This is a genomic window from Staphylococcus canis (assembly GCF_016238445.1).
Classification (GTDB): domain Bacteria; phylum Bacillota; class Bacilli; order Staphylococcales; family Staphylococcaceae; genus Staphylococcus; species Staphylococcus canis.
The window spans coordinates 19415-45855 of the sequence record NZ_JABANU010000003.1; the positions used below are offsets into that span (position 1 = coordinate 19415).

Annotated in this window: 23 protein-coding genes; 12 read left to right on the forward strand and 11 right to left on the reverse strand. The window is 33.5% G+C overall.

Annotated features, from left to right (window positions below; translation table 11 throughout):
* The first annotated feature begins 6 nt into the window (after nucleotides 1–6).
* Nucleotides 7–336: a thioredoxin family protein gene (locus HHH54_RS01640; RefSeq protein WP_198617091.1), complete on the forward strand. Its 330-nt coding sequence runs from the start codon at nucleotides 7–9 to the stop codon at nucleotides 334–336.
* 48 nt (nucleotides 337–384) lie between these two features.
* The gene (locus HHH54_RS01645) at nucleotides 385–1287 is read left to right on the forward strand and encodes an alpha/beta hydrolase fold domain-containing protein (RefSeq protein WP_198617092.1); all 903 of its coding nucleotides are present in this window, start codon (nucleotides 385–387) and stop codon (nucleotides 1285–1287) included.
* Between the two features lie 84 nt (nucleotides 1288–1371).
* Here the strand turns inward: HHH54_RS01645 and HHH54_RS01650 are convergent, their stop codons facing one another.
* Nucleotides 1372–2520 carry a TcaA second domain-containing protein gene (locus HHH54_RS01650; protein ID WP_198617093.1) on the reverse strand — a complete coding sequence of 383 codons (1149 nt, stop codon included), beginning with the start codon at nucleotides 2518–2520 and terminating at the stop codon, nucleotides 1372–1374.
* Between the two features lie 105 nt (nucleotides 2521–2625).
* Complete coding sequence (tcaR, locus tag HHH54_RS01655) at nucleotides 2626–3096, reverse strand: MarR family transcriptional regulator TcaR (RefSeq protein ID WP_198617094.1); 471 nt, start codon at nucleotides 3094–3096, stop codon at nucleotides 2626–2628.
* Between the two features lie 93 nt (nucleotides 3097–3189).
* Between tcaR and HHH54_RS01660 the strand changes: the two genes are divergently transcribed.
* Nucleotides 3190–4176 carry a YdcF family protein gene (locus HHH54_RS01660; RefSeq protein ID WP_232796201.1) on the forward strand — a complete coding sequence of 329 codons (987 nt, stop codon included), beginning with the start codon at nucleotides 3190–3192 and terminating at the stop codon, nucleotides 4174–4176.
* A gap of 83 nt (nucleotides 4177–4259) precedes the next feature.
* Here the strand turns inward: HHH54_RS01660 and HHH54_RS01665 are convergent, their stop codons facing one another.
* Nucleotides 4260–4946, reverse strand: coding sequence for an ABC transporter ATP-binding protein (locus HHH54_RS01665; RefSeq protein WP_198617095.1), 687 nt, complete (start codon nucleotides 4944–4946; stop codon nucleotides 4260–4262).
* Entirely contained in the window at nucleotides 4943–6007 is a 1065-nt protein-coding gene (locus HHH54_RS01670; protein WP_198617096.1) for an ABC transporter permease, read from the reverse strand. The genes HHH54_RS01665 and HHH54_RS01670 overlap by 4 nt, the downstream gene beginning before the upstream one ends.
* 147 nt (nucleotides 6008–6154) lie before the next feature.
* On the opposite strand from HHH54_RS01670, the gene HHH54_RS01675 reads away from it, so the two are divergent.
* Entirely contained in the window at nucleotides 6155–6832 is a 678-nt protein-coding gene (locus HHH54_RS01675) for a response regulator transcription factor (RefSeq protein WP_198617097.1), read from the forward strand.
* Nucleotides 6825–8198, forward strand: a complete 1374-nt coding sequence (locus HHH54_RS01680) for a HAMP domain-containing sensor histidine kinase (protein ID WP_198617098.1) — start codon at nucleotides 6825–6827, stop codon at nucleotides 8196–8198. The genes HHH54_RS01675 and HHH54_RS01680 overlap by 8 nt, the downstream gene beginning before the upstream one ends.
* A gap of 85 nt (nucleotides 8199–8283) precedes the next feature.
* Here HHH54_RS01680 and mqo read toward each other — a convergent pair whose 3' ends face one another.
* Nucleotides 8284–9789 (reverse strand): malate dehydrogenase (quinone), encoded by a 1506-nt coding sequence (mqo, locus tag HHH54_RS01685; protein WP_198617099.1) that lies wholly within the window; start codon nucleotides 9787–9789, stop codon nucleotides 8284–8286.
* 275 nt (nucleotides 9790–10064) lie between these two features.
* Between mqo and HHH54_RS01690 the strand changes: the two genes are divergently transcribed.
* The gene (locus tag HHH54_RS01690; RefSeq protein WP_198617100.1) at nucleotides 10065–11222 is read left to right on the forward strand and encodes a glycosyltransferase family 4 protein; all 1158 of its coding nucleotides are present in this window, start codon (nucleotides 10065–10067) and stop codon (nucleotides 11220–11222) included.
* 57 nt (nucleotides 11223–11279) lie between these two features.
* On the opposite strand, the gene HHH54_RS01695 is transcribed toward HHH54_RS01690, so the two are convergent.
* The gene (locus tag HHH54_RS01695) at nucleotides 11280–12893 is read right to left on the reverse strand and encodes an L-lactate permease (RefSeq protein WP_198617101.1); all 1614 of its coding nucleotides are present in this window, start codon (nucleotides 12891–12893) and stop codon (nucleotides 11280–11282) included.
* Nucleotides 12894–13096: 203 nt separating this feature from the next.
* Nucleotides 13097–13990 (reverse strand): hypothetical protein, encoded by an 894-nt coding sequence (locus HHH54_RS01700; protein WP_198617102.1) that lies wholly within the window; start codon nucleotides 13988–13990, stop codon nucleotides 13097–13099.
* 667 nt (nucleotides 13991–14657) lie between these two features.
* Here HHH54_RS01700 and HHH54_RS01705 point away from each other — a divergent pair.
* The 3 genes from HHH54_RS01705 (at nucleotide 14658) to HHH54_RS01715 (ending at nucleotide 17669) form a co-directional block, all read left to right on the forward strand.
* Nucleotides 14658–15653 carry an oxidoreductase gene (locus HHH54_RS01705; protein ID WP_198617103.1) on the forward strand — a complete coding sequence of 332 codons (996 nt, stop codon included), beginning with the start codon at nucleotides 14658–14660 and terminating at the stop codon, nucleotides 15651–15653.
* 158 nt (nucleotides 15654–15811) lie between these two features.
* Nucleotides 15812–17149: a glucose transporter GlcP gene (gene glcP, locus HHH54_RS01710; protein ID WP_198617104.1), complete on the forward strand. Its 1338-nt coding sequence runs from the start codon at nucleotides 15812–15814 to the stop codon at nucleotides 17147–17149.
* A 100-nt stretch (nucleotides 17150–17249) separates the two neighbouring features.
* Nucleotides 17250–17669: a GNAT family N-acetyltransferase gene (locus HHH54_RS01715; protein ID WP_232796202.1), complete on the forward strand. Its 420-nt coding sequence runs from the start codon at nucleotides 17250–17252 to the stop codon at nucleotides 17667–17669.
* Between the two features lie 69 nt (nucleotides 17670–17738).
* On the opposite strand, the gene HHH54_RS01720 is transcribed toward HHH54_RS01715, so the two are convergent.
* The 4 genes from HHH54_RS01720 to HHH54_RS01735 form a co-directional block, all read right to left on the reverse strand.
* A complete protein-coding gene (locus HHH54_RS01720) occupies nucleotides 17739–18149 on the reverse strand; it encodes a DUF2871 domain-containing protein (RefSeq protein WP_198617105.1) in 411 nt (136 codons plus the stop codon).
* Between the two features lie 86 nt (nucleotides 18150–18235).
* Nucleotides 18236–18796 carry a YcnI family protein gene (locus HHH54_RS01725; protein ID WP_198617176.1) on the reverse strand — a complete coding sequence of 187 codons (561 nt, stop codon included), beginning with the start codon at nucleotides 18794–18796 and terminating at the stop codon, nucleotides 18236–18238.
* Nucleotides 18797–18845: 49 nt separating this feature from the next.
* Nucleotides 18846–20093, reverse strand: coding sequence for a copper resistance CopC/CopD family protein (locus HHH54_RS01730; RefSeq protein ID WP_232796203.1), 1248 nt, complete (start codon nucleotides 20091–20093; stop codon nucleotides 18846–18848).
* A gap of 157 nt (nucleotides 20094–20250) precedes the next feature.
* Complete coding sequence (locus tag HHH54_RS01735; RefSeq protein ID WP_198617106.1) at nucleotides 20251–21915, reverse strand: Na/Pi cotransporter family protein; 1665 nt, start codon at nucleotides 21913–21915, stop codon at nucleotides 20251–20253.
* A gap of 366 nt (nucleotides 21916–22281) precedes the next feature.
* Between HHH54_RS01735 and HHH54_RS01740 the strand changes: the two genes are divergently transcribed.
* The 3 genes from HHH54_RS01740 (at nucleotide 22282) to HHH54_RS01750 (ending at nucleotide 26346) form a co-directional block, all read left to right on the forward strand.
* Nucleotides 22282–22746 carry a MarR family winged helix-turn-helix transcriptional regulator gene (locus tag HHH54_RS01740; RefSeq protein ID WP_198617107.1) on the forward strand — a complete coding sequence of 155 codons (465 nt, stop codon included), beginning with the start codon at nucleotides 22282–22284 and terminating at the stop codon, nucleotides 22744–22746.
* Nucleotides 22743–23681, forward strand: coding sequence for a magnesium transporter CorA family protein (locus tag HHH54_RS01745; protein ID WP_198617178.1), 939 nt, complete (start codon nucleotides 22743–22745; stop codon nucleotides 23679–23681). Before HHH54_RS01740 ends, HHH54_RS01745 begins: the two co-directional genes overlap by 4 nt.
* Before the next feature lie 529 nt (nucleotides 23682–24210).
* Nucleotides 24211–26346, forward strand: a complete 2136-nt coding sequence (locus HHH54_RS01750; protein WP_198617108.1) for an AraC family transcriptional regulator — start codon at nucleotides 24211–24213, stop codon at nucleotides 26344–26346.
* Nucleotides 26347–26441 lie beyond the last annotated feature (95 nt).

Genomic DNA, 26441 nt, shown 5'->3' on the forward strand with positions numbered 1-26441 from the left:
GAAAATATGATTACAAACTTACACAGTGTGAGTGAGATGGAATCCTTTATAGAAAAACATCCGCTTGCTGTTATTCAAGTATCGCGTCAAAATTGCAGTGTCTGTCACGCTGTCGCACCAAGAATGGAAGACTTGTTATCTCAATACCAAGATGTTGTGTTTGGTATGGTTGATGCAGACGAAGTTCCTGATATTGCAGGTGCACTCTCTATATTCACAGTCCCTGTAGATATTATATTCTTTGAAGGGAAAGAAATGCATCGTGAAGGTCGTTTTATCGATTTTGATCGTTTTGAAAATCAACTTTCTAAAATTTATGAAAGCATTCATCAATAAAACATATTATAATAATTACATTAAGAAATTATAAAGTGAGGGATCCCCTTGAAACGTAATGTTATGAGTCATTTATTGGGGCGTTACCTATCTCATCAACGTCACATCAAATTTAAATCTCAAAAAGAAATCGATCAATTTTTAGAGCGTCGTCGCGAATTAAACCGTGAAAAACATAAGCAACCTGATCAACTTAATGTGAAGTCTAATCTAATTAAAGATACATTTGACGATATGCAGGTTTTCCGTTTCAATTTCGGTCATCATATTAAAAATAAAATTCTTTATATTTATGGTGGCACATTCGTACTGCAACCGTCTTCTTTTCATTGGCGTTTTATGGATAAATTAGCCTATGAAACCTTACATGAAATTGTATTACCAATTTATCCTAAAGCTCCAGACTTTACCTATCGTGATACGCATGAAGCAATTAAACGTGTTTATGAACGCTTATTAAGAGAAACCGAAGCTTCTAATATTGTTATTATGGGTGACGCTTCTGGTGGAAACATGGCACTCAGTTTTGTACAACAATTAGTCAAAGACAAAGACATGCCTTTACCTGGTAAAATATACTTAATTTCGCCATGGCTTGATTTGTCCCTTTCTAATCCAGATATTACAGATCAGTTGCAAAAAATGGATCCTATTCATAACGTCTTTAGCTTACAATCTATCGCAAAAGTTTGGGCAGATGACTTGGAAAGTAAAAATCCTAAAGTATCCCCAATGTACGGTGCGATTAGAGGATTGCCGCCTGTCTATATGTTCGGAGGTACACACGATATCTTCTATCCTGACATGAATAAATTGGTAGATTCTTTCAATGCTGAACAGCAACCGATTCATTTTTATGAATACAAAGGGATGGTAACCTCTTTCCCACTTTATCCTATTGTGGAATCACGTAGAGTTTTAAGACAAATTCGCAAGACTATCCATATTTAAAAAAAGCATGAGGTTCATGTATCTTTCATCGATATCCTTACGAGTGTACGGTCATATCAGTGAATGATAGGTTTAACCTCATGCTTATTTAGGTTGGCTAAAAATTTTAGGACATGTAACTGAACTTAACATGCCAAAATAAGACTTCACCCAATCTGTTAAAGTACTCATCTTTTTTTCTTGAGAATCTTGATACGATTCGATTGCATCGCTATCAAATGATAATTGAATATGATGCGTCGATTGAAGCATATCTTTTTTGATTGTTACTGTATTCGTTTTAAATGTTTTATCATCTAAACGCCCCATTGCATAAACCTTTAAGTCTCTATCAAATGGGAATGGTCCTATTGATGAATTTGATTGATAATTTAATTTTTCTTCATTTACGACAACTTTCAAACTGTTGTCATCTAATGCTTCATCATGCTTTAAATCCACTTTTAAATAGGCTTCTTGAAAATCTTCTTTAATTTTAACGACATTACTTTTACTTTCAGCTGTGTTAAACTTTAATTGGCCTTGGTATGTGCCTCTTTCCGTAGTTTTTCGAGTATCCAGCGCATAGGCTCCTGGAATAAAGTTACCAATTGAGACGGCTTGATTTTTTTCAACAATTATTTTTTTAGGATGTTCATCAATTGTTAATTCATAAGTTGATTTTACATTCGGTTTAACTTCAGCTTGCTTTGTCGGTGCTTGAAAACCTAAATTGCTAAAAACAAAATAACGTCGTCCATTTTTACTAATACGTAATACATTTTGATTACGATTGGTCTTAACATAAGCTGCAACAGATGCATCCTGTTCAAGATGACGTACCGTTTGTTCCACTTTCTTTTTAAAACTTGGCATTCCAATTTCCGTTTTAATAAATCGGATATATGTTTGAGCTTCACGCGGTCCTACTGTATTGTCTTTTGAACTTAAAATACTCGAAACGCGAGATGCATCATTATTTTCTACGGCGTTTATAAGTATACGCGCTTGGGCTTCGGGCGAATTATAATTTCTGAGTAATAAGAAAAGAATCGTAAGTAAAATCATGATAAATATCATAATACCAATGGGTATCATTTTTTTAATCGGCCACTTTCCAGATGGAGGCTGATTCACATGCGTCGTTTGTTTTTCGGAATTAGAATCCATGGCATATGAGACATGCAATCCACAATGAGGACAACTTGTTGTTTGACGACTTACATTTTGCTGGCACCATGGGCATTTAACCACACCTACACCTCCTGTTAGATTGATTGACATTCAACACATTATTCAATTTAATTCTAATTCAAATGACGTATTAACTCATCATTCGTGAGTTGGATATGTATGATTTTATAAGTGTTTAAATTGTGATGCCATACGTTGATTAATTTTTTCAAGAACTTGACGTGTTTCTACAAGTTGATCCACTGGAATATCAGAAAGCATTTTAGTAGCTAATTCAGCAACTAAATGGCGAGAAGCTTCTACATATTCTTTCCCTTTTTCAGTCAGTGCAATATACTTTAACCTTTTGTCATGTTCATAGTTCATATTAACCCATTTAACTAAATCAAGTTCAACTAATTTTTTAACACGTCGACTCACTGCTGCTTTATTGACACCTTGACGTAACGTAATCTCTGTAAGTGTTAAAGCGCGTTTATGTGACAACATCATCAGTACACTCGATTGCTCATTTGAAATATAGTATTGCTCACGTAAATCTCTTAACAATTTTGTTGTTAGTGTATTCATATTTGTCATAAACTCGCCCATGAATGCGATATGTTCATTCATAATATGCGTATTAGATTGTTTCATTTGATCACCACCTATAAGATATCTCTTTAATCATACCAATTTATGATAGATAAGAAAATATCATATTTAACGAAAAATTTGGAGTCTTATAGTATGCTTAGAATAACTCATGTAAAGGAAAATAGTGGTATGCTTATGTGGCTCATTTTAACATTATTTTATATCATTTTAATCATTACTTTAAAAGTTTTTCCGGATGTTTTTCTACATATCAATACTTTTTATGCTTTAATGGTGTTTAATATGATAATTATATTATTCGCCCAATATCATTTGTATTGGCTTTTAATCGTCATTTTTCCAATAACCATAATACTTTTATATCTAATAGTTGCTTTTTTTCAACATCAACGTACCAATCAAAGATATCGATTCCTGTTCTCTTTATTATGTTACGGATTATCTATTATTGCACTTATTATTGGTAGCTATATGATGATTACACTATTACCATTATGGGCAGCAACACCTTTCGCATTATTGTGTTCATTGGCAAATGTCTTTTTAGTATCGTGGTTCATCTATTTATACATGACTTTCCTAATACAACACATACCTCCTAATGTACATCAGGCTACTATACTTGTGTTAGGTGCTGGTATTTTCACTGAATCCGTCACACCCATGTTAAAACAAAGGCTAGATCGTGCCATTTACTTTTCAAAAATGACGAAGTATGTCAATTCTTTTGTAGTAAGTGGTGGTCAAGGCCCTGATGAGCCGATTTCCGAAGCTTTAGCCATGAAGCGTTATCTTATACAGCAAGGTATTCGCGAAAATCATATAACGATGGAAGATCATTCGACAAATACGTATACAAATATGGCTTATTCGAAACAGTATATAAATGAATATCCTCACCCCGTAGTGATTGTGACAAGTGAATTTCACATATTGCGTGCATTAAGACTTGCGCAACGCCATCATATTCGAAGCTTAGGCTATGGTGCACCTTCACCTATTGTATTTCGTGCGACTTCACTTATTCGAGACTACAGTGGCTTATTATTTCAGTATCCGATAACTTGGAGTGTGTTTGGTATCCTTGTGATTATTATAAAGTTAGTGTTGCAATATTAAAAAACCCCGAGGTTGGGATAGTCGCTTTAAGCATCGATTCACGATGGCCTAAGCACTACTTATCCTAACCTCGAGGTTTCAATTTATATTGATGATACTGCTTTTTCTTGAAGTTGACCTTCATTTAGATATAACATTTTATCAGCGTAATCAAACAAACGTTCATCATGTGTGACCATAATACCAATAGCTTGTTCATCTCGCACTTGTTTTTTAATCATTTCAACGACCTCAGTCGCACGTTTAGCATCTAAACTTGCAGTAGGTTCATCTGCAAGCAATAATTTAGGTGTATTCATCCAAGCTCTCATAATCGCAACACGTTGTTTTTCCCCACCTGATAACATATGAGGATATGCATCAACACGGTGACTTAAACCAATACGATCTAATAATTCTAAGGCACGTGTCTCTGCTTCTTTTTTAGACATGCCCGCTTCTTTTCCAACTAAAATCAATTGATCTTTTACTTTTAAATACGGTAATAAATAAGAAGCTTGAAAAATAAAACCAATATCTTTCAATCTCTTTTCAGTTAATGCCTTATTTTTTAGCCTACTTAAATCCTCATCGCCAAGCATTACTTCACCTTGAGTTGGAGATAACAGTCCTCCTATGATTGTGAGTAAAGTCGATTTACCCGAACCAGATGCACCGTTTAATATCACAAATTCCCCGGGTTTAATCTCAAAGTTGATATCTTTAAGTACTTCTGTCTTAGCATCACCTTTACCAAAAGATTTATAGAGATTTTTTATAGTTAAACTCATGCATTTCCGCCTCCAATCGCTTCTATCGGATCAATTTTGAATACACGAACTAATGATAGTAATGCGCCTAAAACGGCAACAATAATAAAGATAACTACAACTAATAACATTAACTGTGCTGTAATGTGGAATGGCATTGTCACTGGTAAAGCCATAGTTAGTATCGCAATAAGACCTAATGCGATAAGCACACCGAGCATAGTCACAAATAAGATTTGCGCCATTAATGCAACTAATAAATGACTTGTTTTAATACCAATAGCTTTTAAAATACCAATTTCTGATGTTTTTTGAATTGTCATGACATAGAAAAATGCTGTTAAGACAATAGCGGTAATGACGAATAAACTCACAATCATCATTGTAAGCGGCGCTTGTTCTGCTTGATAACTTGGAATAGCATCAGTTAGATCTTTTTTAGATACCACTTCAACACCGTCAATGTTGTTTAATTGTTGAATTTCTTTTTTCTGAACACCATTTAAGAAATATAATGATGTCGCGGCATGATTTTCAGTAATCTGATTGAGTGTTTCTTGATTCACCATCGCAACATTAGTATGAGAATACATTGCGTCTTCAAAAAATCCCACTACTTTTACTTTAGTATCTTGATCTTTAATTGACAGTTCATCACCTATTTTTAAACCTTCACCTTTTAACTTACTATTCAATGTGACCTCGTTATCTTTTGTTGCGAGATGTCCTTCTGAAAGTTTAGGTTGTTCCTCTTTAGGAATTGTCGCAAACATCATATCTTCATTTTGTCCACTAAACTCTGCTGTTGCTATGCCTACTTGAAGCGGCGCTGTATCTACAATTTTCTCAATTTCCTTTTGTTGACTCGGCTCGATATTTGACTTCTCAAGTTGTTGATCGACACCTTTTTGAATGACATACTGTTCAGACTTAAACTCATCAAGTAAAGCAATATTTTCGCGTGCTAATCCTTGTGCGAGCCCTGTGATAAATAAAACCATACTTGCGAGTAATACAACTATAAATGTGATTAATAAATACTTAAATTTATAGAATTTCAATTCACTTAATGCGATTTTCATCACCCACAACTCCTTCTCTTTTTATCTTGCATTTATCATAAATCAACTATATGAACTGAATATGAACAACTCATTTTTACAAAACGTTATTGTGGGATGTTTATGTTAAGATAAAATTAATCCATTAGAAAACGAGGTGTTATCGATATGCCTGTAAAATGTCTTATTGTTGACGATGATCCAGATATTTTAGATTATGTTTCACACCATGTGAGTAAAGAAGGTTACGAAGCCATCACACAAAATAGTGGTGAAAATGCATTGGCTTATTTAGCTCATCATGATATTGATATCGCGATTGTAGATATTATGATGGGAGGAATGGATGGATTTGAACTGTGCCAGACGCTAAAATACGATTATCATTATCCTGTCATTATGCTAACAGCGCGCGATGCTTTAAGTGACAAAGAACGTGCTTTTTTAGCTGGGACTGACGACTATGTAACTAAACCATTTGAAGTAGCAGAACTTATTTTTCGTATTAAAGCGGTACTAAGACGATACCAAATCCAAACCTCTACACAACTTCAACTCGGAAATGTCACAATAGATCAATCTAAATTAGAAGTGAAAATTCAAGATAAAGGCATGCTATTACCAAATAAAGAGTTTATGTTATTAAGTGAATTATTAGCCTATCCCAATAAAGTATTTGAGCGAGAAAGTCTGATTGAAAAAATCTGGGGTTTTGATTATGAGGGAGATGAGCGTACAGTTGATGTGCATATTAAAAGACTCCGTGCACGTTTAAAAAAGTTAGGCGCCTCTATACAAATTGAAACCGTTCGCGGCATTGGCTATAAGGTGACTGAACATGTTTAAAACACTCTATTCAAGATTTGCGATTTATACAATTACAGTGATGCTCATTAGTGCTATACTTAGTTTTTTGATGACAAATATTTATTATCACTTTGAACTCAAGTCTCATAATGATGCGAAAGTCATGCAAACATTACAACAAGCAAAAGCGTACCAGGAGAATGAACACCAAAACTTTAATCAATATATGCACTTATTAGGCGACTTAAATTTCCAAATTGTTGTGTATGATGAAGCGTATCACGCCTCACATTATGGTCACCCTTTTCGTAAACACAATTTAAGTCGTACAGCAATCGCTCGTGTTTTATCAGGGGAAGATTATCATGGTATTCAAAATCGCCCTTTTAATCCTGTAATTACTGGCTTTTTTGATAACGAGACGCGTAATACAGTAGGCACACTTTTTGAAACACAACACGGTCGATATGCTGTATTTATGAGACCTGATATCGGTCATGCATTTGGAGAATTCCGAATCTTTTTAGTCGTTCTCCTTACACTACTCATTATCATATCTATTGCGCTTGTCATCTGGTCAACATTCGCCTTAGTTAAGCCAGTGCAACAATTAAAATTAGCAACAAGTCGAATGATGGAAGGCGATTTCAATACGCCTATTGCTGTCACACGAAATGATGAAATTGGAGCATTACAGCAACATTTTGATACAATGCGCATCAAACTTAAACAGCTCGATGATATGCGTCAGCACTTTGTTCAAAATGTATCTCATGAAATGAAAACACCACTCACTCATATTCATCATCTACTGACACAACTTCAAAATGAAAAAACACCGTCACAACAATCGCAATATATTGAGCGTATTTATGATGAAACACATCGCTTGAGCCAACTAACACGACAACTGTTATTGCTATCTGAGCTGGATAATGATGCTCACTTGAAATTTGATGATAAGCTAGAACTTAAGGGGGTCATTCAAGACATCCTACAAAAAGAAGCTTATGCACTAGATCAAAAAGAGCAAGTAGTTGTTTACGAGTTAAAACCTATACAATACATGGGTAATGAACGATTACTCACTCAAGCTATTGAAAATATTATACGTAATGCTATTAAATATACAGAACCATATGGCATGATTGACATTCATCTTTACGATAACCAAGATACAATCGTCATAGCGATTCAAGATGATGGCCCAGGCATGTCTCCTGAAACGCTACATCATATTTTCGATCGCTTTTATAAGAACAATGCTCACACTGACAGTAACGGCTTAGGGCTTGCTATTTCAAAATCGATTATTGAACGTCATCATGGAACTATCGAAGTCGAAAGTACACTTGGTGAAGGGACATTGTTTAAAATTATATTGCCAAAAGCAAGTGAAATCTAAATACTTTAATCATTTGAATCAAAATGAGAGGTTGTCACACATTATGATACATGTGGACAGCCTCTCATTTATTTAAATATATACATTAACTTAATAATGTACCGTCTTTATTAAGTTTTAAATTTTCTGCTACTTCTTTACTAATTTTCTTGAATAAATCGACATTATCAGTAAGTTTAATACCGTATGACGGAATCATTTCTTTAATTTTAGGTTCCCATTCACTTAAATATGTTGGGAATGTACGCTCTATGATATCTAACATGACCGCAACTGCTGTTGAGGCACCTGGTGATGCACCAAGAAGTGCTGCAAGTGTGCCATCTTTTGACGTAATGACCTCTGTACCAAATTGAAGTGTTCCTTTACCTTTATCTTTCGTATCTTTAATCACCTGAACACGTTGACCTGCAACAACGACTTTCCAATCTTCTGCCTTAGCTTCCGGTACAAACTTTCTTAAGTCCGCAATACGTGCTTGATTTGACAATAATAATTGAGAAACTAAATATTTAGTCAAATCCATCTCTTTAGCGCCAGCTGCAAGCATTGTTGTTAAATTGTTTGGTTTGATAGATTTAAATAAATCTAAGTAAGAGCCTGTTTTTAAGAATTTCGGTGAAAATCCTGCAAATGGTCCAAATAATAATGAACGCTTGCCATCAATATAACGTGTATCTAAATGCGGTACAGACATTGGAGGTGCACCCACTTCTGCTTTACCATAAACTTTGGCTTTATGCTTTTGAATCACATCATCGTTTTGACATACTAAGAATAAACCACTAACTGGGAAACCACCGATATGTTTCGATTCTGGAATACCTGTCTTTTGTAAAAGTGGTAAGCTTGCACCACCTGCACCAATAAATACAAACTTAGATTCTACAGTAAAGACTTTATCTTCTTTAAGGTCGCGAATTTTAACTGTCCATGAGCCATCTTTATTTTGCGATAAGGTTTTAACCTCGTGCTCATAGTAAATTGAGCCACCTTGTGCTTCTAACTGCTCTAATAATTGCTGTGTTAGTGCACCAAAGTTCACATCTGTTCCAGACTCGTCACGTGTAGCAGCAATTGCTTCACTGTCTGCTTGACGTCCTTCCATCATTAGAGGAATCCATTGACGTAACGTTTCAGTGTCATCTGCAATATCCATTCCACTGAATAATACATTTTCTCTTAAAGCTTTTACACGTGATTCTAAAAATTTCACATTACGGTCGCCTGTTACGAAACTCATATGTGGGACAGCATGAATAAATGCTTCAGGCTCTGGTAACTTTCCAGATTTAACAAGATAAGACCAGAATTGTTTAGAAACTTGAAATTGCTCATTGATTTTAATAGCCTTTGTAATGTCCATAGTGCCATCTGCTTTTTCACTAGTATAATTTAATTCACATAAGGCTGAATGACCTGTACCAGCATTATTCCAAACGTTTGAACTTTCCTTTGCACATGTATCTAAACGTTCAAACACATTAATATCCCACTCTGGTTTTAATTCTTTTAATAGTACACCTAATGTTGCACTCATAATACCGCCACCGATAAGCACAACATCTGTCTTGTTATGTAAATTATTCATAACAATACAGTCCCCCTTCTTCAAATTTAAAGCATATATATCTTTAAAATATTGCCCTTTGTAATACTGTATTCAATTTTCAAAAAATGATTAACACATTAATTATATACCTAATCCTTATAAGAAAAAAGGAATTATCATTATTTTCTCACGTTAGACAAAATTCTATCTAATAATGTGCGACTTGCTTAATTTCTATATTTTATTGAACTTTCCCACTTTTTTGTATATAAATGCTATAATAATATAAAAATAGAGTGTTTGGGGAATTCATTATGAAATCTATTACATTTTTAATGCACAATATTTATGCTGTCGGTGGCACAGTCAAAACGATTACAAATTTAGCCAATCAATTGTCAAAGCAAGGGCACTCAGTAAAAATTATAACAATTTTCAAAACGCAAAAAGCTCCCTACTTCCACTTAGATCATCGCGTTAAAATTGAACACTTAATTAATTATCAAATAGACATTCGAAATATCATACCATTATGTGCAAATCGTATTCGTAAGTTTACCCCTTTATTAAAACCGAGACATTTATCACATTTTGAGCCTGGTTTTAAGCAATATTCAAGTTATATTGAAAAACGTTTAATTCGAGCAATTGAACACGATCACTCGGATATTCTCATCGGCACGCGTGCAAGCCATAATATTTTAATTGCACGTTTCGCTCGACCTGAACAAATTACGATTGGTATGGAACATATGAATTTCACAGCGCATCATCCACAGTTAAGAGCGGAAATTATACAATATTATAATCATCTCAATGCTATTACTACACTTACCGAAGAAGACCAAGCATGTTATGCATCAGAACTCGATATCCCTGTATTTCTTCTGCCGAACATGATTGATGAAAAACGTCATCAAATTATGAAATTAAAGCGCATTATTTCTGTAGGCCGCTTCGAATACGAAAAAGGCTTTGATATTTTAATTGAAGCAGTTTATAAAATTCAAGAAGAGCTAAGAGAGCAAGGATATACGGTTGAAATTTATGGTGAAGGTCCTGAAAAAGAAGCATTAGGGCAGCAAATTAACTTTTTAAGATTGCAAGACTTAGTCGCGTTGAAACCAGCGACACAACATATTAGTGTTCACTTAGCAGAAAGTCAAATTACCTGCGTCCCCTCAAGAAATGAAGGTTTTGGCATGACAATTTTAGAAGCTATGAATCAAGGAAGTATTGTAGTGAGCTTTGATGGTAACGTAGGCCCTCGTGCGCTCATTAAACATCAAGTAAATGGCTATTTGGTTCCTCATTTAAATGTAGAATTGCTAGGTCAACAACTTCTAGAAGTTATCGCACACAGTTATACATCACGTACCAAATCGATTATTGCAAATGGTTATCAAACTGTTGAAAATTATGGACCAGAAGATATTTATCAACAATTTTTAACAATCATACATCAAATTTAAAAATCCCTCAGCTGATGATGTCAGTTGAGGGATTTAATAATAGAGTGAACTGCTTAATTAAGCACCGATAATTAATGATAAGATAAATGTCCAAATACACCAGAATACAAGTAAACCTATACTGTATTTTAATGTCATTTTTAAGAGTTCTGACTCTTTACCTACTTGCTTAACCGCTGCAGTGGCAATTGCGATAGATTGTGGAGAAATTAACTTCGCAATTGTTCCACCTGCAGTATTCGCAGCAACAAGTAACGCACCGCTCGTACCAACTTGTGGTGCAACTGTTGCTTGAATTGGTGCAAATAAAGCATTGTTATTTGTAACAGATCCTGTCATAAATACACCAATCCAACCTAAGATAGGTGACAATAATGGGAATACTGTACCTGTTTTCGCAATCGCTTCACCCATTGCACTTGTTAAACCACCATAAGTTGTTAATTTAGCAATAGCGAGGATAAAACAAATTGTGATGATTGGTAACCATAACTCTTTAAACGCTTGTACAAGTAATGCACCTGCAGTCTTAAAATTGATTTTTTTAGACATTAAAATCGTGATTACACCAGCAAGTAATAATGCCATACCTGTTTGGTTAATCAAATTAAACGTTAACATAATTGGATGGCCTGACACATCATTATTCGTACCTGGAATACCAAATACAATATTCATAAATGATAACGCGCCACCTTCTGCAAATAAACCTTTGAAGAATTTAGAACTCCAGATTAATACTAAAACAGTTAAAATCACGAATGGGCTCCAAGCATAAACAATTTCGCCAATAGAATGTTTTTTAGGTTCTAATGTTTCAGCTTCGTTATTATTATTCACACGATAAATATGTTTTGGTTGGAAACGTTTAGAAACTAAAGCTAATACAGCCATCGCTGCTAAAGGCGGAATAACGTCTGCTAATTCTGGACCTTGGAATTGATTAAATATTGTTTGTAAAACTGTAAATGGTATAGCTACAGCTAAAATAGCAGGTAAAGTTTCTTTAATACCTTTAAAGCCATCTAAAATAAATACTAATAAAAATGGTACAAATAAGCTTAATAAAGGTAAGCTCAAGTTTAAAGCACGAGAAACATCAATCGCTTCTACATTACCAGGTAAAGCTAATGTATTGATTACTGATACAGGTAAGCCAATAGCACCATATGCACCTGCAGCACCGTTACCAATTAAACAAAGCATCGCTGCTTTTAATGGTTCAAAGCCTAATTGGATTAAAAGCACAGCACAAATCGCGATAGGTACACCGAAACCTGCAACACCTTCTAAAAATGCATTAAAACTAAAGCCAATTAAAAGGAGTTGAATACGTTGGTCTTCAGACACTGATGTAATACTATCTTGAATTGTCTCAAATTGACCTGTCTCAACTGTTACTTTGTATAACCAAACTGCCATCATTACGATAAAGCCAATTGGCAATATACCTTGATAAAAACCTTCTGCAATACCACCTGTAACAATACCAAATGGTAACTTAAACACAAATGCAGCAATAATAATAGTCACAATTAGTGTTGTTAAAGCTGCGTAAATCCCTTTCATTTTAAACACTGTTAAACAGAGTAAGAATAAAATGATAGGTATACTTGCAATTATTGCAGATATTGCAAGATTGTTAAAAGGGTCAAAACTAGTTACTAACATCTCTTTCATCTACCTTCAATAAGATTTAAATAAAACACAACGGGTTAAATGTGATTTATTTCACATAAAATATAACACTTCATTGTATCGAAATCAATACCAAATTTAAAATTTATCACTACTTTTTATGAAAACAATAAAGTGAATTAATTTAAATTAACACATCTTTTCAAATTAATCCACTTTATTTATGATAACGCGTATTATTGAACGTAAGCTGGATCCACTATTCTAGCTTGTCCTGTATAATCTACTACTACAATTGTATACGTCCCAGGATTCGCTTGATTAATGAAACTAAACATATATGCATATTGTCCATCCTGATTTAAAATTGCATAGTCATTATAAGGATTATTACTACCATTAAATTGATTCACTTCTGCTGACGCTGAATTTAATGAAGTTTCAAAATTTGGTAAGTATCGTAAAGCTTCTTGACGATTGATGTCTGTTGACGCTAAATTTTGAGCAACAGGAGCAACATTTTGTCCTTGGTATGGTGCAACATAAGACGCTGTAGTTGTATTTGATTGTCCATTATTTCCTGCATCTGATTGATTATTAGAAGCCACACTAGCATTAGACTCATTATAACCTTGATTGCCATAACCGTAGCCCGATTGGTCATACGCTTGACTATTAGTACCATTATATTGATCTTGATTATTTACGTTGCCATCGTTATATCCTTCTGAATTGGTACCTTGATCAGAAGATGTTGAATCATTATTTCCATTTGCGCCTTGGTTATCACTAGAATTTGAACTAGATTGACCATTTTGTGCAACTTGACTATTATCATTTTGATTGCCATTTCCAGTATTAGAAGACGCATTGTTATTCGCATTACTATCTTTATTTTCTTCATTTGATACGTCATTAGATTTTTGTTCTGAAGATTTACCCTCTTTGTCGTTAGATGCTTTGTCAGATTGTTCATTCGATTTTTTGTCTTTACTATTTGCGTTGTCTTTTTGTTCAGTTTGTTGCGCCTCATTATCCGCTTTCTTTTTCGCATCATCTCCATCATCATTCGAAGAGCACGCTGATAAAATAACCCCAACCACTAAAGCACTCGATAATAACTTTTTCATATCCTTCGCCTCCATAGAAAATAAATTGATAAGATAAAAGACCTATCACTTTTTTATAGACTACGACAACACCAAATAAACATCAAGGTTGTTGAGGAAGCGTTTAGGATTCAAGCAGAATGAAATAATACGCAAAAATTGGTTTTTAATTTTAGCGCATTATGGAATTCTGTCGAGAATCCTGCTTCCGAAACACCGTCTATCATCAAGATCATTGAGAGAGCGTTTTGAATTCTAAAGAACCACTTTGGATGGAGTCTCTTATCTAAAGGTTATCAATCATATTAAGCCTCCAGACGTTAGTGGTTCTTACAAATGCGTAAATGCGCATTTGTTCATTTAACACCTGCACGTTGCGAAGTTCTGTTGAGAATTCAGCTCTCGAAATGCCGTTCATCACCAAGGTTGTTGAAAAAGCGGTTAGAATTAGAGTAGAACGTAACAGCTTGTAAAATCGTAGTTTGATTTTATCAAGATGTAGAGTTCTACCGATAATTCTGCTTCCGAAACACCGTCTATCATCAAGGTTGTTGAGGAAGTGCTTAGTGTTTGAGCAGAACTACAACTACTCATTGATATAATTATTTATTCTTTATGGTTAGAATTTGCAATTAAATAATCGATGTTGGTATTCTTTGTATGAAATGTAATCAAGGAGGAATCTGAAATGGCTCAAAATTTTAAAGCATTTGTCGTCAATAATGAGAACAATCAGTTTAAAGGTGAATTTAAACAACTCGATACGACACAACTTCCTGATGGAGATGTTACCATTCGCGTTCATTATTCAAGTATTAACTATAAAGATGTTTTAGCAACACAGCCTAATAATAAAATCATTCGGCAATATCCACTGATTCCTGGTATTGATTTAGCTGGAACAGTCATTGAATCGAGTCATCCTTCTTTTCAAAAGGGCGATAAAGTACTTGCGACAGGATACGAACTTGGTGTATCACATGACGGAGGTTATAGCGAAATCGCACGCTTAAATGGAGATTGGCTTGTACACTTACCAGAGGATCTAACGCTTGAAGAAGCGATGATTATTGGAACTGCCGGTTTTACTGCAGCGCTATCCATACAATTATTAGAAGATAACAAAATCTCTAGTACAAATGGTCCTATCCTTGTAAGAGGTGCTAGTGGTGGTGTAGGTTCAATGGCTCTTATGATGTTAAAAGCAATCGGATATCATACTGTCGCTAGTACTGGCCAAGAGAAAAAAGCAGAAAGATTAAAGGAACTTGGTGCAAACGAAGTCATCCCACGTATTTCTAACGATAGCCAAAAAGCATTGCTTAAACCCGAATGGCAAGCGGCAATTGATCCAGTTGGTGGCGCTACTATTGAGTCGATTTTAAAATGTATCCAACCTCATGGTGCTGTTGCGTTAAGTGGTAATGTGAGTGGTGCTAAATTTTCATCTACTGTATTTCCATTTATTCTACGTGGAATTCGTATCATAGGTGTAGATTCTGTTAATTTCCCTATGAAACGTCGTCAACACATTTGGCGTCGCTTAGCTAAAGATTTAAAGCCAGCACATCTTCATGATATTAAAACGGTTGTACCATTTGATGACATTGAAAAAGGGTTTGAGCTGTTACAAAATGACGATCACTTTGGTCGTATCATTATTGATATGAAGGTTTCACAATAAAATCAATCATAATTCATATTTTAAACTGCGGGCACTGTATATTAACCAATCATAGTGTTCGCAGTTTTTCTATATATCTCATCGTTCAGTTTTTTTCATTTACTAATCAGATATGAAAGCGTATACTGAATGTGCAAAATATTTGGGAGGTAAATTGGATGAAAATCAATAAAAAATTAATTTTCTTTATTGGCGCACTCGGGGGTCTTCTTTACGGATATGACATGGGTGTTATTTCAGGAGCATTACTGTATCTAAAAAATGATATTCCGTTAAATGCTTTTACTGAAGGTCTAGTTGTGTCGTCAATGTTAGTCGGTGCCATCTTCGGTTCTGGTTTTAGTGGACCATTATCTGAAAAATTAGGTCGTAGACGACTCGTATTTATTATTTCTATCATATTTATTATTGGAGCATTAATATTGGCATTCGCACCGACAATGGAAATTTTAGTACTCGGTCGACTCGTAATTGGGTTTGCAGTCGGAGGATCTACTGCAATTGTACCTGTTTATTTATCAGAACTTGCACCTACTGATGCACGTGGGTCATTGAGTTCATTGAATCAATTGATGATTACGATTGGGATTTTGTCATCTTATCTTGTTAACTATGCCTTCGCACCTATCGAAGGTTGGCGTTGGATGCTTGGACTTGCGATAGTACCATCACTTATTTTAATGATTGGTGTTATCTTCATGCCAGAAAGTCCAAGATGGTTACTTGAAAAACGTGGTGAAAAAGCAGCACGTGATGTCATGAAGTTAACTTACCCAGAATCTGAAATTGATAAAGAAATTGCTAATATGAAACATATTAATGAAATCTCTGAAGGAACATGGACTGTTTTAAAATCTCCATGGTTACTTTCAACAATTATTATTGGTAGTGTTTTTGCATTATTACAACAATTAATTGGAATCAATGCGATTATTTACTATGCACCTTCTATTTTCGAACGTGCTGGCTTAGGAAGTTCAACTTCAATTTTAAGCACTGTCGGCATCGGGGTTGTAAACGTCCTTGTGACTATAGTCGCTATTTTCATTATTGATAAAATTGACCGTAAAAAACTACTCGTTATCGGTAATATTGGGATGGTCACATCATTACTTACAATGAGTGTTTTAATTTGGTTAATTGGTGTAAATAGTTCGATTTGGATTATGATGATTTGTTTAACAACATTTATTATTTTCTTTGGTATTTCTTGGGGACCTGTACTTTGGGTTATGTTACCAGAGTTATTCCCAATGCGTGCACGTGGAGCTGCAACAGGAATTGCTGCATTAGTACTTTCAATTGGTAGCTTACTCGTTGCGCAATTCTTCCCAGTACTTGTTTCGATTTTCCAAGTTCAACAAGTATTCTTGATTTTCGCAGTAATTGGAGTTATTGCATTATTCTTTGTTATTAAGTTCTTACCTGAAACACGTGGTCGAAGCTTAGAAGAAATTGAAAAAGATTTACGTGAACGTAGTAATTTATCATCATAATAGTGTGAGAGGTGTTCAACTGTTTTTACAGTTTGAGAACACCTCTCTTTTTGATTAACACTACACTTTTTAGAGAATATTATAAGAAAGGAGGATTCTAATGGAGATTCGAAAATTAAACATACCACCTTCATCGATTGATTATTGTCATTTACGAAAGATTTGCGGTATGAGCGAGAAATCGATAGAAGCAGCTGAAATTGGATTAAAACATGCATGCTTTAATGTCACACTGTATGATGACACTTTATTAATTGGAATGGGCAGAGTGATTGGAGATGGCGCCACTGCATTTCAAATTATCGATATTGCAGTACATCCAGATTATCAAAAACAAGGTTACGGTAAACAGATAATGAAGGAAATTATGTCATTTATTGAAGAGGTTCAATTACCTGGAACTTATGTGAGCCTTATCGCCGATCATCCAGCGGAACATTTATATCAACAATTTGGGTTTCAAATGACTGCTCCAGCGTCTCAAGGGATGTATGTACACTACCCTTATCATTCTGATTAATATAAAAATAAAAAAGCTGGCATGTCTTTTCAAATTCCTGAAGCATGCCAACTTTTATTGAGGTAATTATTATCTTGGATTTTTAATAATGGCTTGTCTTAATAAGAAAAATAATAAAATAAAGCCACCTGTAATCACGACATGTCCGATACCAGCAAATCCTGATATTGATGCAGATACATTTTGACCGACAATTTGCATATAGCCTTTTGTAAACTGCATGCCAACAGTAATAAGGACGCCAAGATTATAAATGATAAAGAACCAATTAAAAAGGTAATATGAACTTAATTTAAACAACTTCTCAATTGGGATTAAAATTAAAAACATAAACATGCCTAGTGTCAGTAAGTGCGTATGTAAAACACTCATTTGAGTTTCACCTGTGAAATGGTAATGCAATGTCAATTCACGGTAAATAAACCCACTAAATAGTCCTAATGCGGTATACACTAAAAACGCGTATAAAATTCGTCTCATAGCTCTCCCCCCAATCTACTATTAATAATTGTCATCTTCTTCATTATCATAATTCATAAAACACGTGTCAATATCTATTATTTGTCTTATTTCGTAAAGTTTCTACGCTTAAAGAGTGCGATTAAAGCGATGATAAGCGATGCAATTGTAATGACCCATAACGCCTTAGAAGTACCTGTAGATTGATCTGCTTCTTCAGTCTTACTCATATCCTCACCTTGTTTGACAGTTGTTGTTGGTGCTGGTGTTTCGCTATTTTCATCATCACTTGTCCATTTCACAACATCCCCATTTTTATAAGTTTGGATAGCTTTCCATTTGAAAGTTCCTTCTTCTTCAGGGTTAGCTGCGATAATCGGGAAGTTCATATATTCATTTTTCCCAATTCCTTTTCCTGTAGCTTTCCATGTGATTTTTGTGATATTTCCTTTTTTATCCTTTGTAAAATCATGTTTAAACCCTTCAACAGGTTGTACATTAGATACAGTCACACCTTCTGGTACTTCAAGCTCTAGTTTTGTTGTATGCGAATCTTTTTCCACAGGTACTCTTACTTGATACTCTTCATATGACCCAGGTTCACTAGTATCTGGATTTAATGTTACGTGTGCTTGTGCTGTATATGTAAGACTTGTTAACATGAACATCAATAATAAACTTACTACTAATTTTTTAACCTTCACAATCTGATCTCCTTTATAGTGGTATTTCAATTTGACTCATAATAACCCCTACACAAATTAAACCGATCCCTAGTATTAACTCTCCATATAACATAGGTTTACGGATATCACGTTCTTTATTCATAACAATAAATGTTTGATATGCACCCATAGCCATCATAGTAAACGTTACTACCATCTTAGATAACCATAAAAATGTATAAGGCGTTGCTTTAGTGAGTATTGCTGAGAAACTCGTTGCATCAATTGACATTAATATACCTGTTACAATAATTGACGCTACCGCAGTCAAATTTAATTTAAAAATCGTATCTTTTAAAATCAAAACATATGAGTGTTTCGGTTGCTTCATTAAATATTTAATTAAATAGACTATACTTCCTAACCATATCGCAATGCCCATAAGGTGAATCGCACGTATGATGATTGAATAGATTGGCGTAGATTGTGCCCATGCATGTCCGGACATCGCTAATCCTAAAAATATTAAAATAGCAATGAAATCATACCAAATCCACTCCATATCACGTAGCACAAATAAAATGAGCAAAATAAGTATCACAACAATTGATATGACAAATGGAAACTGTCTCCAAGTCGCAAACTCTAATGTTAAAATCTCAGTAATCACATCATTAGGTAGCGACATTAAGTATAAAATCCCTGTAGCAATCGCAATCATCATTAGAATACTTAGAATCCCTCTAGACTTTGCAATGCTGCCATAAGTTGGGACGCCTCCTAAACTCACTAATCGATTGACTATATAATAGCCAAACAGTAATAACAACCCACTCTGTAAAATGAATCGTGATAGACCTAACCAAAAGTCAACTTGTGTGTAAAATGGTGCTTGGGTACTAATACCATCAGCTGTTCGTTCACCAACTGAAAATTGATATTTTCCATCTATTTGATGTCCGTCTAATGACACAGTTTCCCATTCAATAGCATATGTACCACGTTCAATATCCTTTGCATTAAACGTCACAATTTTAGATTGTCCAGATTCATTAGGTTTTAACATTGCTACTTTTTGACCTTTGTCATCATAAACATTTAATGTAGTATGTTTGGTATAAACTGGTTCATTAAAAGTGAGTTCAATATTGTCTGGCTGATTTTGTACAACACTGTTTGAAGATGGGTTTTCAGTTTGTAATGTTGCATGTGCTTGCACTTCATTTATGTGACCCAAACTCATGAGTCCTAAAAACATAAGGAAACTTATGATAACTACTAAACCTTTCAACTGTCTCAATCAGAACACCTCCTTATTCTTTTAAAATATATACTATGAAATCATAACAAAATTTTAGCGTAATACAATACTAATGTCATGTTTTTTATAATTATCCATATAAAAAAGCTAAGCACATAAGTAAAAAACTTAGCACTTAGCTTAATTTGATATTATTTTAAACTTCTTCAATTGCGATGTCTTCATCTTCTAATGAAACATCATCATTCAAACCTACCATGGATTCAGAAATGTTACGCGCGTTGTATCCAATACGTTCTAAAACTGCGATAACATCAACGTACAATAATCCACCATCTGTTGAACATTCTCCACGATTTAAACGTTTAATATGCCCTTTACGTAATTTGTGTTCAATATTGAAAGCTTTCTGACTGCGTTCAACAACTTCATCTTTTTTAGTTGTATCGTAAACATCAAGTGTATCTAAAGCTTTATGGAAAGATTCTGTGACAAATCTGAATAACTTGTCAATGCCACGAAACGCATCGTCCGTTAGTACAATATCTTTGTCTTTTTTACGTTCAATCAATGTACTGTATTCTTTAATCAACTCAGAAACTTTGAGCATAGAACGATTCACATCAAACATAACTGCGAGACGTTCGACATCTTTCTTGTTAATATCTTTTGTAGAAATACGAACTAAGTAACTTCGAATGCTATCATTAATAGTATCCACAGCCTGGTGTTTTTGCTCTAAAGTCTTTACTACTTTTTTATTAATTTGTGCTGGATCTTTTACATCTTCAAGCATTGATTCTACGATATGACCAATATTTTGAAGTTCCTTTTGTGTTTCTTGTAACGCAACACCTGGTGCATGATAAACTAAATCTTTATTCAGATGTTGTGGTTTGTAATCTTCAGTAACGTCTTTACCTGGTACAACTTTTGTCACAATCCATGCGAGCACACCGACAAATGGTAATTGAATCAATGTGTTCGTCACGTTAAATGCACCGTGCGCGAATGCGATACTCATCGCCGGTTTTAAATGCCAAGCAGCTTGTAACTGTTCGACCAAATGGATAACAACAGGAAGAAAGATCGCAAAAATAATTACACCAATAATATTAAAAATAACATGTACAAATGCTGCTCTTTTAGCGGCAATTGACCCTGCAAGTGATGCAAGTACTGCTGTAATCGTTGTACCGATATTATCTCCTAATAAAACAGGGATTGCACCATTGAGATTAACTAATCCTTGACCGTAAAACTCTTGCAAAATACCAATCGTCGCACTAGAACTTTGAACTAATGCCGTTAAACCAACACCCGCTAAAATACCATATAACGGATTCGACGACATATCTAACATGATATCCTTAAAGCTCTGAAGTTCTGCAAGTGGCTTCACTGCACCACCCATAAACTCCAAACCAAAAAATAAAGATCCAAAACCGAATAAAATACGACCAATATTATTAATATGTGAACGTTTAAAGAAGAAAATTAAAAAAGCTCCTAGTGCAAGTATCGGCATTGCATATTCACCAAGATCAATACCGATAAGAAAAGATGTTACTGTTGTTCCAATATTAGCACCCATAATGACACCAATCGCTTGTTTTAATGTCATAAAACCTGCAGTAACAAGTCCAATCGTAATAACAGTTGTTCCCGAACTACTTTGTATTAAAATTGTTACAATCATTCCGGCGATAACACCGAGAACTGGATTAGATGTAAATTTGTTTAAAATACTTCGTAAACGATCTCCTGCTGATGCTTGAAGGCCATCTCCCATAACCTTTAGACCGTATAAAAATATACCTAGACCACCTAGAAAAGAAAAGACGATCTCTGTAACTGACATATGCATGATTTCACCCCAGTTAAAAATTACGTAAAGCTTGTACACGTTTAAATAATCATTATTTAAATGATAAGTCAATCATAATTGTGTCACTATAGATTATGAAGCATAATTGTAAATTTAATGTTAAGATAATATTAATTTTACGTTCATGAAAACGTTTTTATTATTACATTAAGATTTCCAAGGTGCTTCAATTAAAAAACCATCTAATTAAGTCGCTTCACAAAATTAACAATCCTTACGATACATTAATAAATATGCTATATTTATTTTTTATAATTATATAATTCTTTATACCAATGACATATCTGTGAATGTCTATTATAATAAGTTAAAGTAATAACATAAAAGGATGTTTCCCCTATGGCACAAAATAACGATTACGAACTTTTTTTATTTTATTATGCGTATCAAACTTTTACAAAAACAGCTGATGACATCATTGCTCAGTATGGATTAAACCGTCAACATCACCGTTTTTTATTTTTTATTAACAAACTGCCTGGTATCACAACAAAACAATTGCTAAAGAACTTGGAAATTTCTAAGCAAGGTTCCCATGCAACTTTAAAACTTTTAAAATCAAAGGGTTATATATATGACAAAGTTGACTCACAAGATCGACGCTTAAAGCGATTATTCCCAACTTCTGAAGGTAGTACATTAATTGATACATTAACACATGCACAAAAAGAACTTTTTAACCAAATTAAAGCAAATAACGGAAGTGATTGGTACGCAATTATGGAAGGATTTGCGGAATATAGACAAGGTTACAAAGATATCAAGCACTTAAAACAAAAAATCGATGAAGGTGAAGAATGTTGATTACTGTTTATCAAAACACTACAGATTTATATATTAAAGAAATAGAAGATTGGGAACAAGCACAGTGGATTAATGTTGTGAAGCCTACTCATGAAGAAGTTGAACAATTAATACAATCATTTGGCTTCCCAAAAGACTTTTTAGAGGATGCTTTAGATAGCGAAGAAAGTTCACGTATTGAATATGATGATGAGAGTGGTTACTCCTTAATCATTAGTGATTTACCTATTTCAAAACCAGACAAGTATAAATTAAAAAGTTTTACAACATTACCACTTGGCATCATTATCGGTAAGAATATTGTTGTCACTGTGTGTGCGAAGCCTTTCTCCTATTTTGATGACTTAACACATCGTCAAATTAACTTAAGTTATAAAAGTCAGTTTGCACTCAAATTAATGTATGATATGGCTGCACAATATAATCGCAGTTTAAGACTTTTAAATAAAGAGCGTCGCCAAGTTGAGTATAATCTACAACATCGTGTAACCAATACTAGACTCTATTTACTTAGTGAAATCGAAAAAAGTTTAGTATATTTTCTAGCATCATTAGAAACAAACTCTTCTACTATTCGTCGTTTATTTCGCTTACCTGCTATAAAACGGTTTGACGAAGATGAGGAATTACTAGAAGATTTACAAAATGAGCATCAACAAGCAGTTGAAACTACTGAACTTTATTTGCGTATTGTTGAAAGTATGTCTAATTCATACGCCTCGTTATTATCTAACCAATTAAATACAACGATGAAAACTTTAACGATATTTACGGTACTTTTAACATTACCAACACTCGTCTTTAGCTTTTTTGGAATGAACGTACCTTTACCAATTAGTACAGAAAGTATGTTTTCTTGGATTATTATTATTGCCATTTCTATTGTTTTAGTTGCGATAATGTTTACATTTTTATGGCGTAGTAATAAATTGTAACACTTTTATAGAGGTTGAAAATTAAATGATATCTATAATTTTCAACCTCCATCCTCAGTATGAATGGTTGATCTATAATTCTTATATCAAAAACTACTTATATTAATATGAATTATCATATCCCATTTTTTAATTGTCCCTTTTAATTTTTACTTAATATCCTCTCTATATATTAAATTATTAAAAGAATCATATATCCCCTTTAGTAAAAGTAATGCTTTTTTATTTATTTTTGTCTCCTTAATTTATGAAACCTAAATTTTTAAACATCTCACATAATAATGGTTTAGAATTTTAATATCTCGAATAATGGATATTGTATTTCTTAACCTATTTATGTCATTTTTTAAATCTAATCTGATTTTTTCATATAATTTCCTCTCGTAAAACTGTCTTTGTTTTAGAATTGTATGCTTATTTATATAAAGACCTATCCCCATTGTCCTAACATAACTCTCGCTTTTATAATTGATTCAAATTATTACATGATTTCACAAATTATATTTTGTGAAATTGAAAGAGGTCTACAATGCAAGGTGTAACTATTGAACTTATAAAACATTATCAGACAGAAGCACATCGCATATTTAATGAAGTTACTTTAATGATATCACTTGAAGATGTCTTAGATGTTCAATGTAACGGTAAAAAAATCAAGTTTTATAATCAAGTTGCGTTATTTACTCATAATGACATCGTTAAAGTGTTTAATGCACAATCACTAATTATTGTTCATATTCCATTACACTTTTTTTCAAAATACCAGTCTGATTATTTATTAGGATATTTCAACCATGAAAGGCTATCATCTCACAATCGAATAAAAACGCTGATTCAGTCTATCATTAAAGAGGAAAGTTATGAACAACAAAATATTTTTCTAGAAGATGTGCTGTCAATATTATTTAAAGAGACTTACATGTCAACCGAACGTGTGCATATACCAGAAATACAAACGCAAAATGCGTTATTTTCTAATGTCACTGAATATATTAATCAACATCGTTATGAACACATCGCGCTTAAAAGTATTGCGGATCACTTTTTTGTGTCTCAATCCTATATTTCTATTTTGTTTAATAAATATATAAACATGAACTTCAAGACTTTTATTGTCTCATTACAAATTAATCTTTCACTCAACAAATTATTATCTACAAATGAGACAATCCAAAATATTTCATTAGAATACGGATTCACAAATTATACAAATTACTCAAAACAATTTAAAAACTTAATTGGTCAAAGCCCAATTGAATATCGAAAATCGCTACATTCAGCAATACCAGCGTTACATATTTCACCCTATGATAGACAACATTTTGACGCTTATTTTGTTGATCATATATCGCAAAAAGATTATCAATCTCATTCAACAATACACTTACAGACATTAAATCCAACAACTTATATTAATCAAAAGTATTTATTTCTCGAAACACCACAATCTCAATCAATTATGGATACTATTAATGAAATCAGTCATATCTCAGATTTTAAAGATGAATATTATCTATACTTTAATAAGTTATCTGTAAGTCAATTAGAATTTTTTAATTCAAAACAAATCGAATGGTTATGTCATTATATTCAACATCAAAAACTTAATTTAGCTTTCAAAATAGACTCTGTCCAAAACTTAAAAAAACTAGAATCTCATTTCTTAGAACCATTGCTTAAAGTTTTAGCAACACATTGTGTTTCTATTTCTGAAACATTGTTAACATTAAATATCGTATTGGACATTGATTATTTATCGTTACATGATATTCATTACATTAGACACCAGTTAGATCAACTTATCCCTAAGTATCAATTTACACTTATTGTTAATTTACCATATTCCTTAAGAAAAAATCATATGATTCAACAACTTTTTGATCATCATATGTCTTTTGATTTTTATATGTTAGGCTTTAAAGATTTAGATTGGTCACTACTTCGAAATGAAGATGAAAATAAAGAAGGTATCGATTTAGTCAAAATGATGATTAAAAATCTAACTCAACTGATACCACATTCTAATTATCGAATCATTTTAACTAATATCAATGAATCATTGTTTGAGTTGTTGTTTGATCATCATATCAGTGAACATCCTGAGCTATTTTTATACTTTTTAACAATTTTTAATTCATATATTAATGGTCTATCCTTATCACTTATGCCAAGCGAGCAAAAAGAGATATCTCTGTACAATCAATATTTTCATAAAAGTGCCATTCAATTAATATATGAATTATTTCATCGTTTTGAAAATCAACACGTTACATTAACAGATCAATATTTAGTGAGCGAAAACAATCATGCGTATCAAATTTTATTATTTGATCCATTGTTTCACTTTGTAGAAAACCATAAAGATTCTAAAGGCACCACACATTATCAAATAATAAAATCTGAACATCTATCTAAAAATATAGTCGCGACATATCAATTTCAAAATCAACAATCAAATGTTGAATACATGTTCCCATCAGAAATTCAACGCTACTATATACCAAGTCATCTCATCAAAGAAATCGATCAGAACAACCAACTTCAAATACAAACAAACATCCATGACTTCAGAGACACAACACTAGAAATACAACTCGCACACCGAGAACTCAAACAACTCATCATCTACAAAACAAAAGCAACCCTAAGAAACAACTTGTACTAACAAGGTCATTGAGAGAGCGCTTTGAATTCGAGCAGAACCATAGCAATTCAAGAAATTGTTTACAATTTTGAAGAATTGCGAAGTTCTGTTGAGAA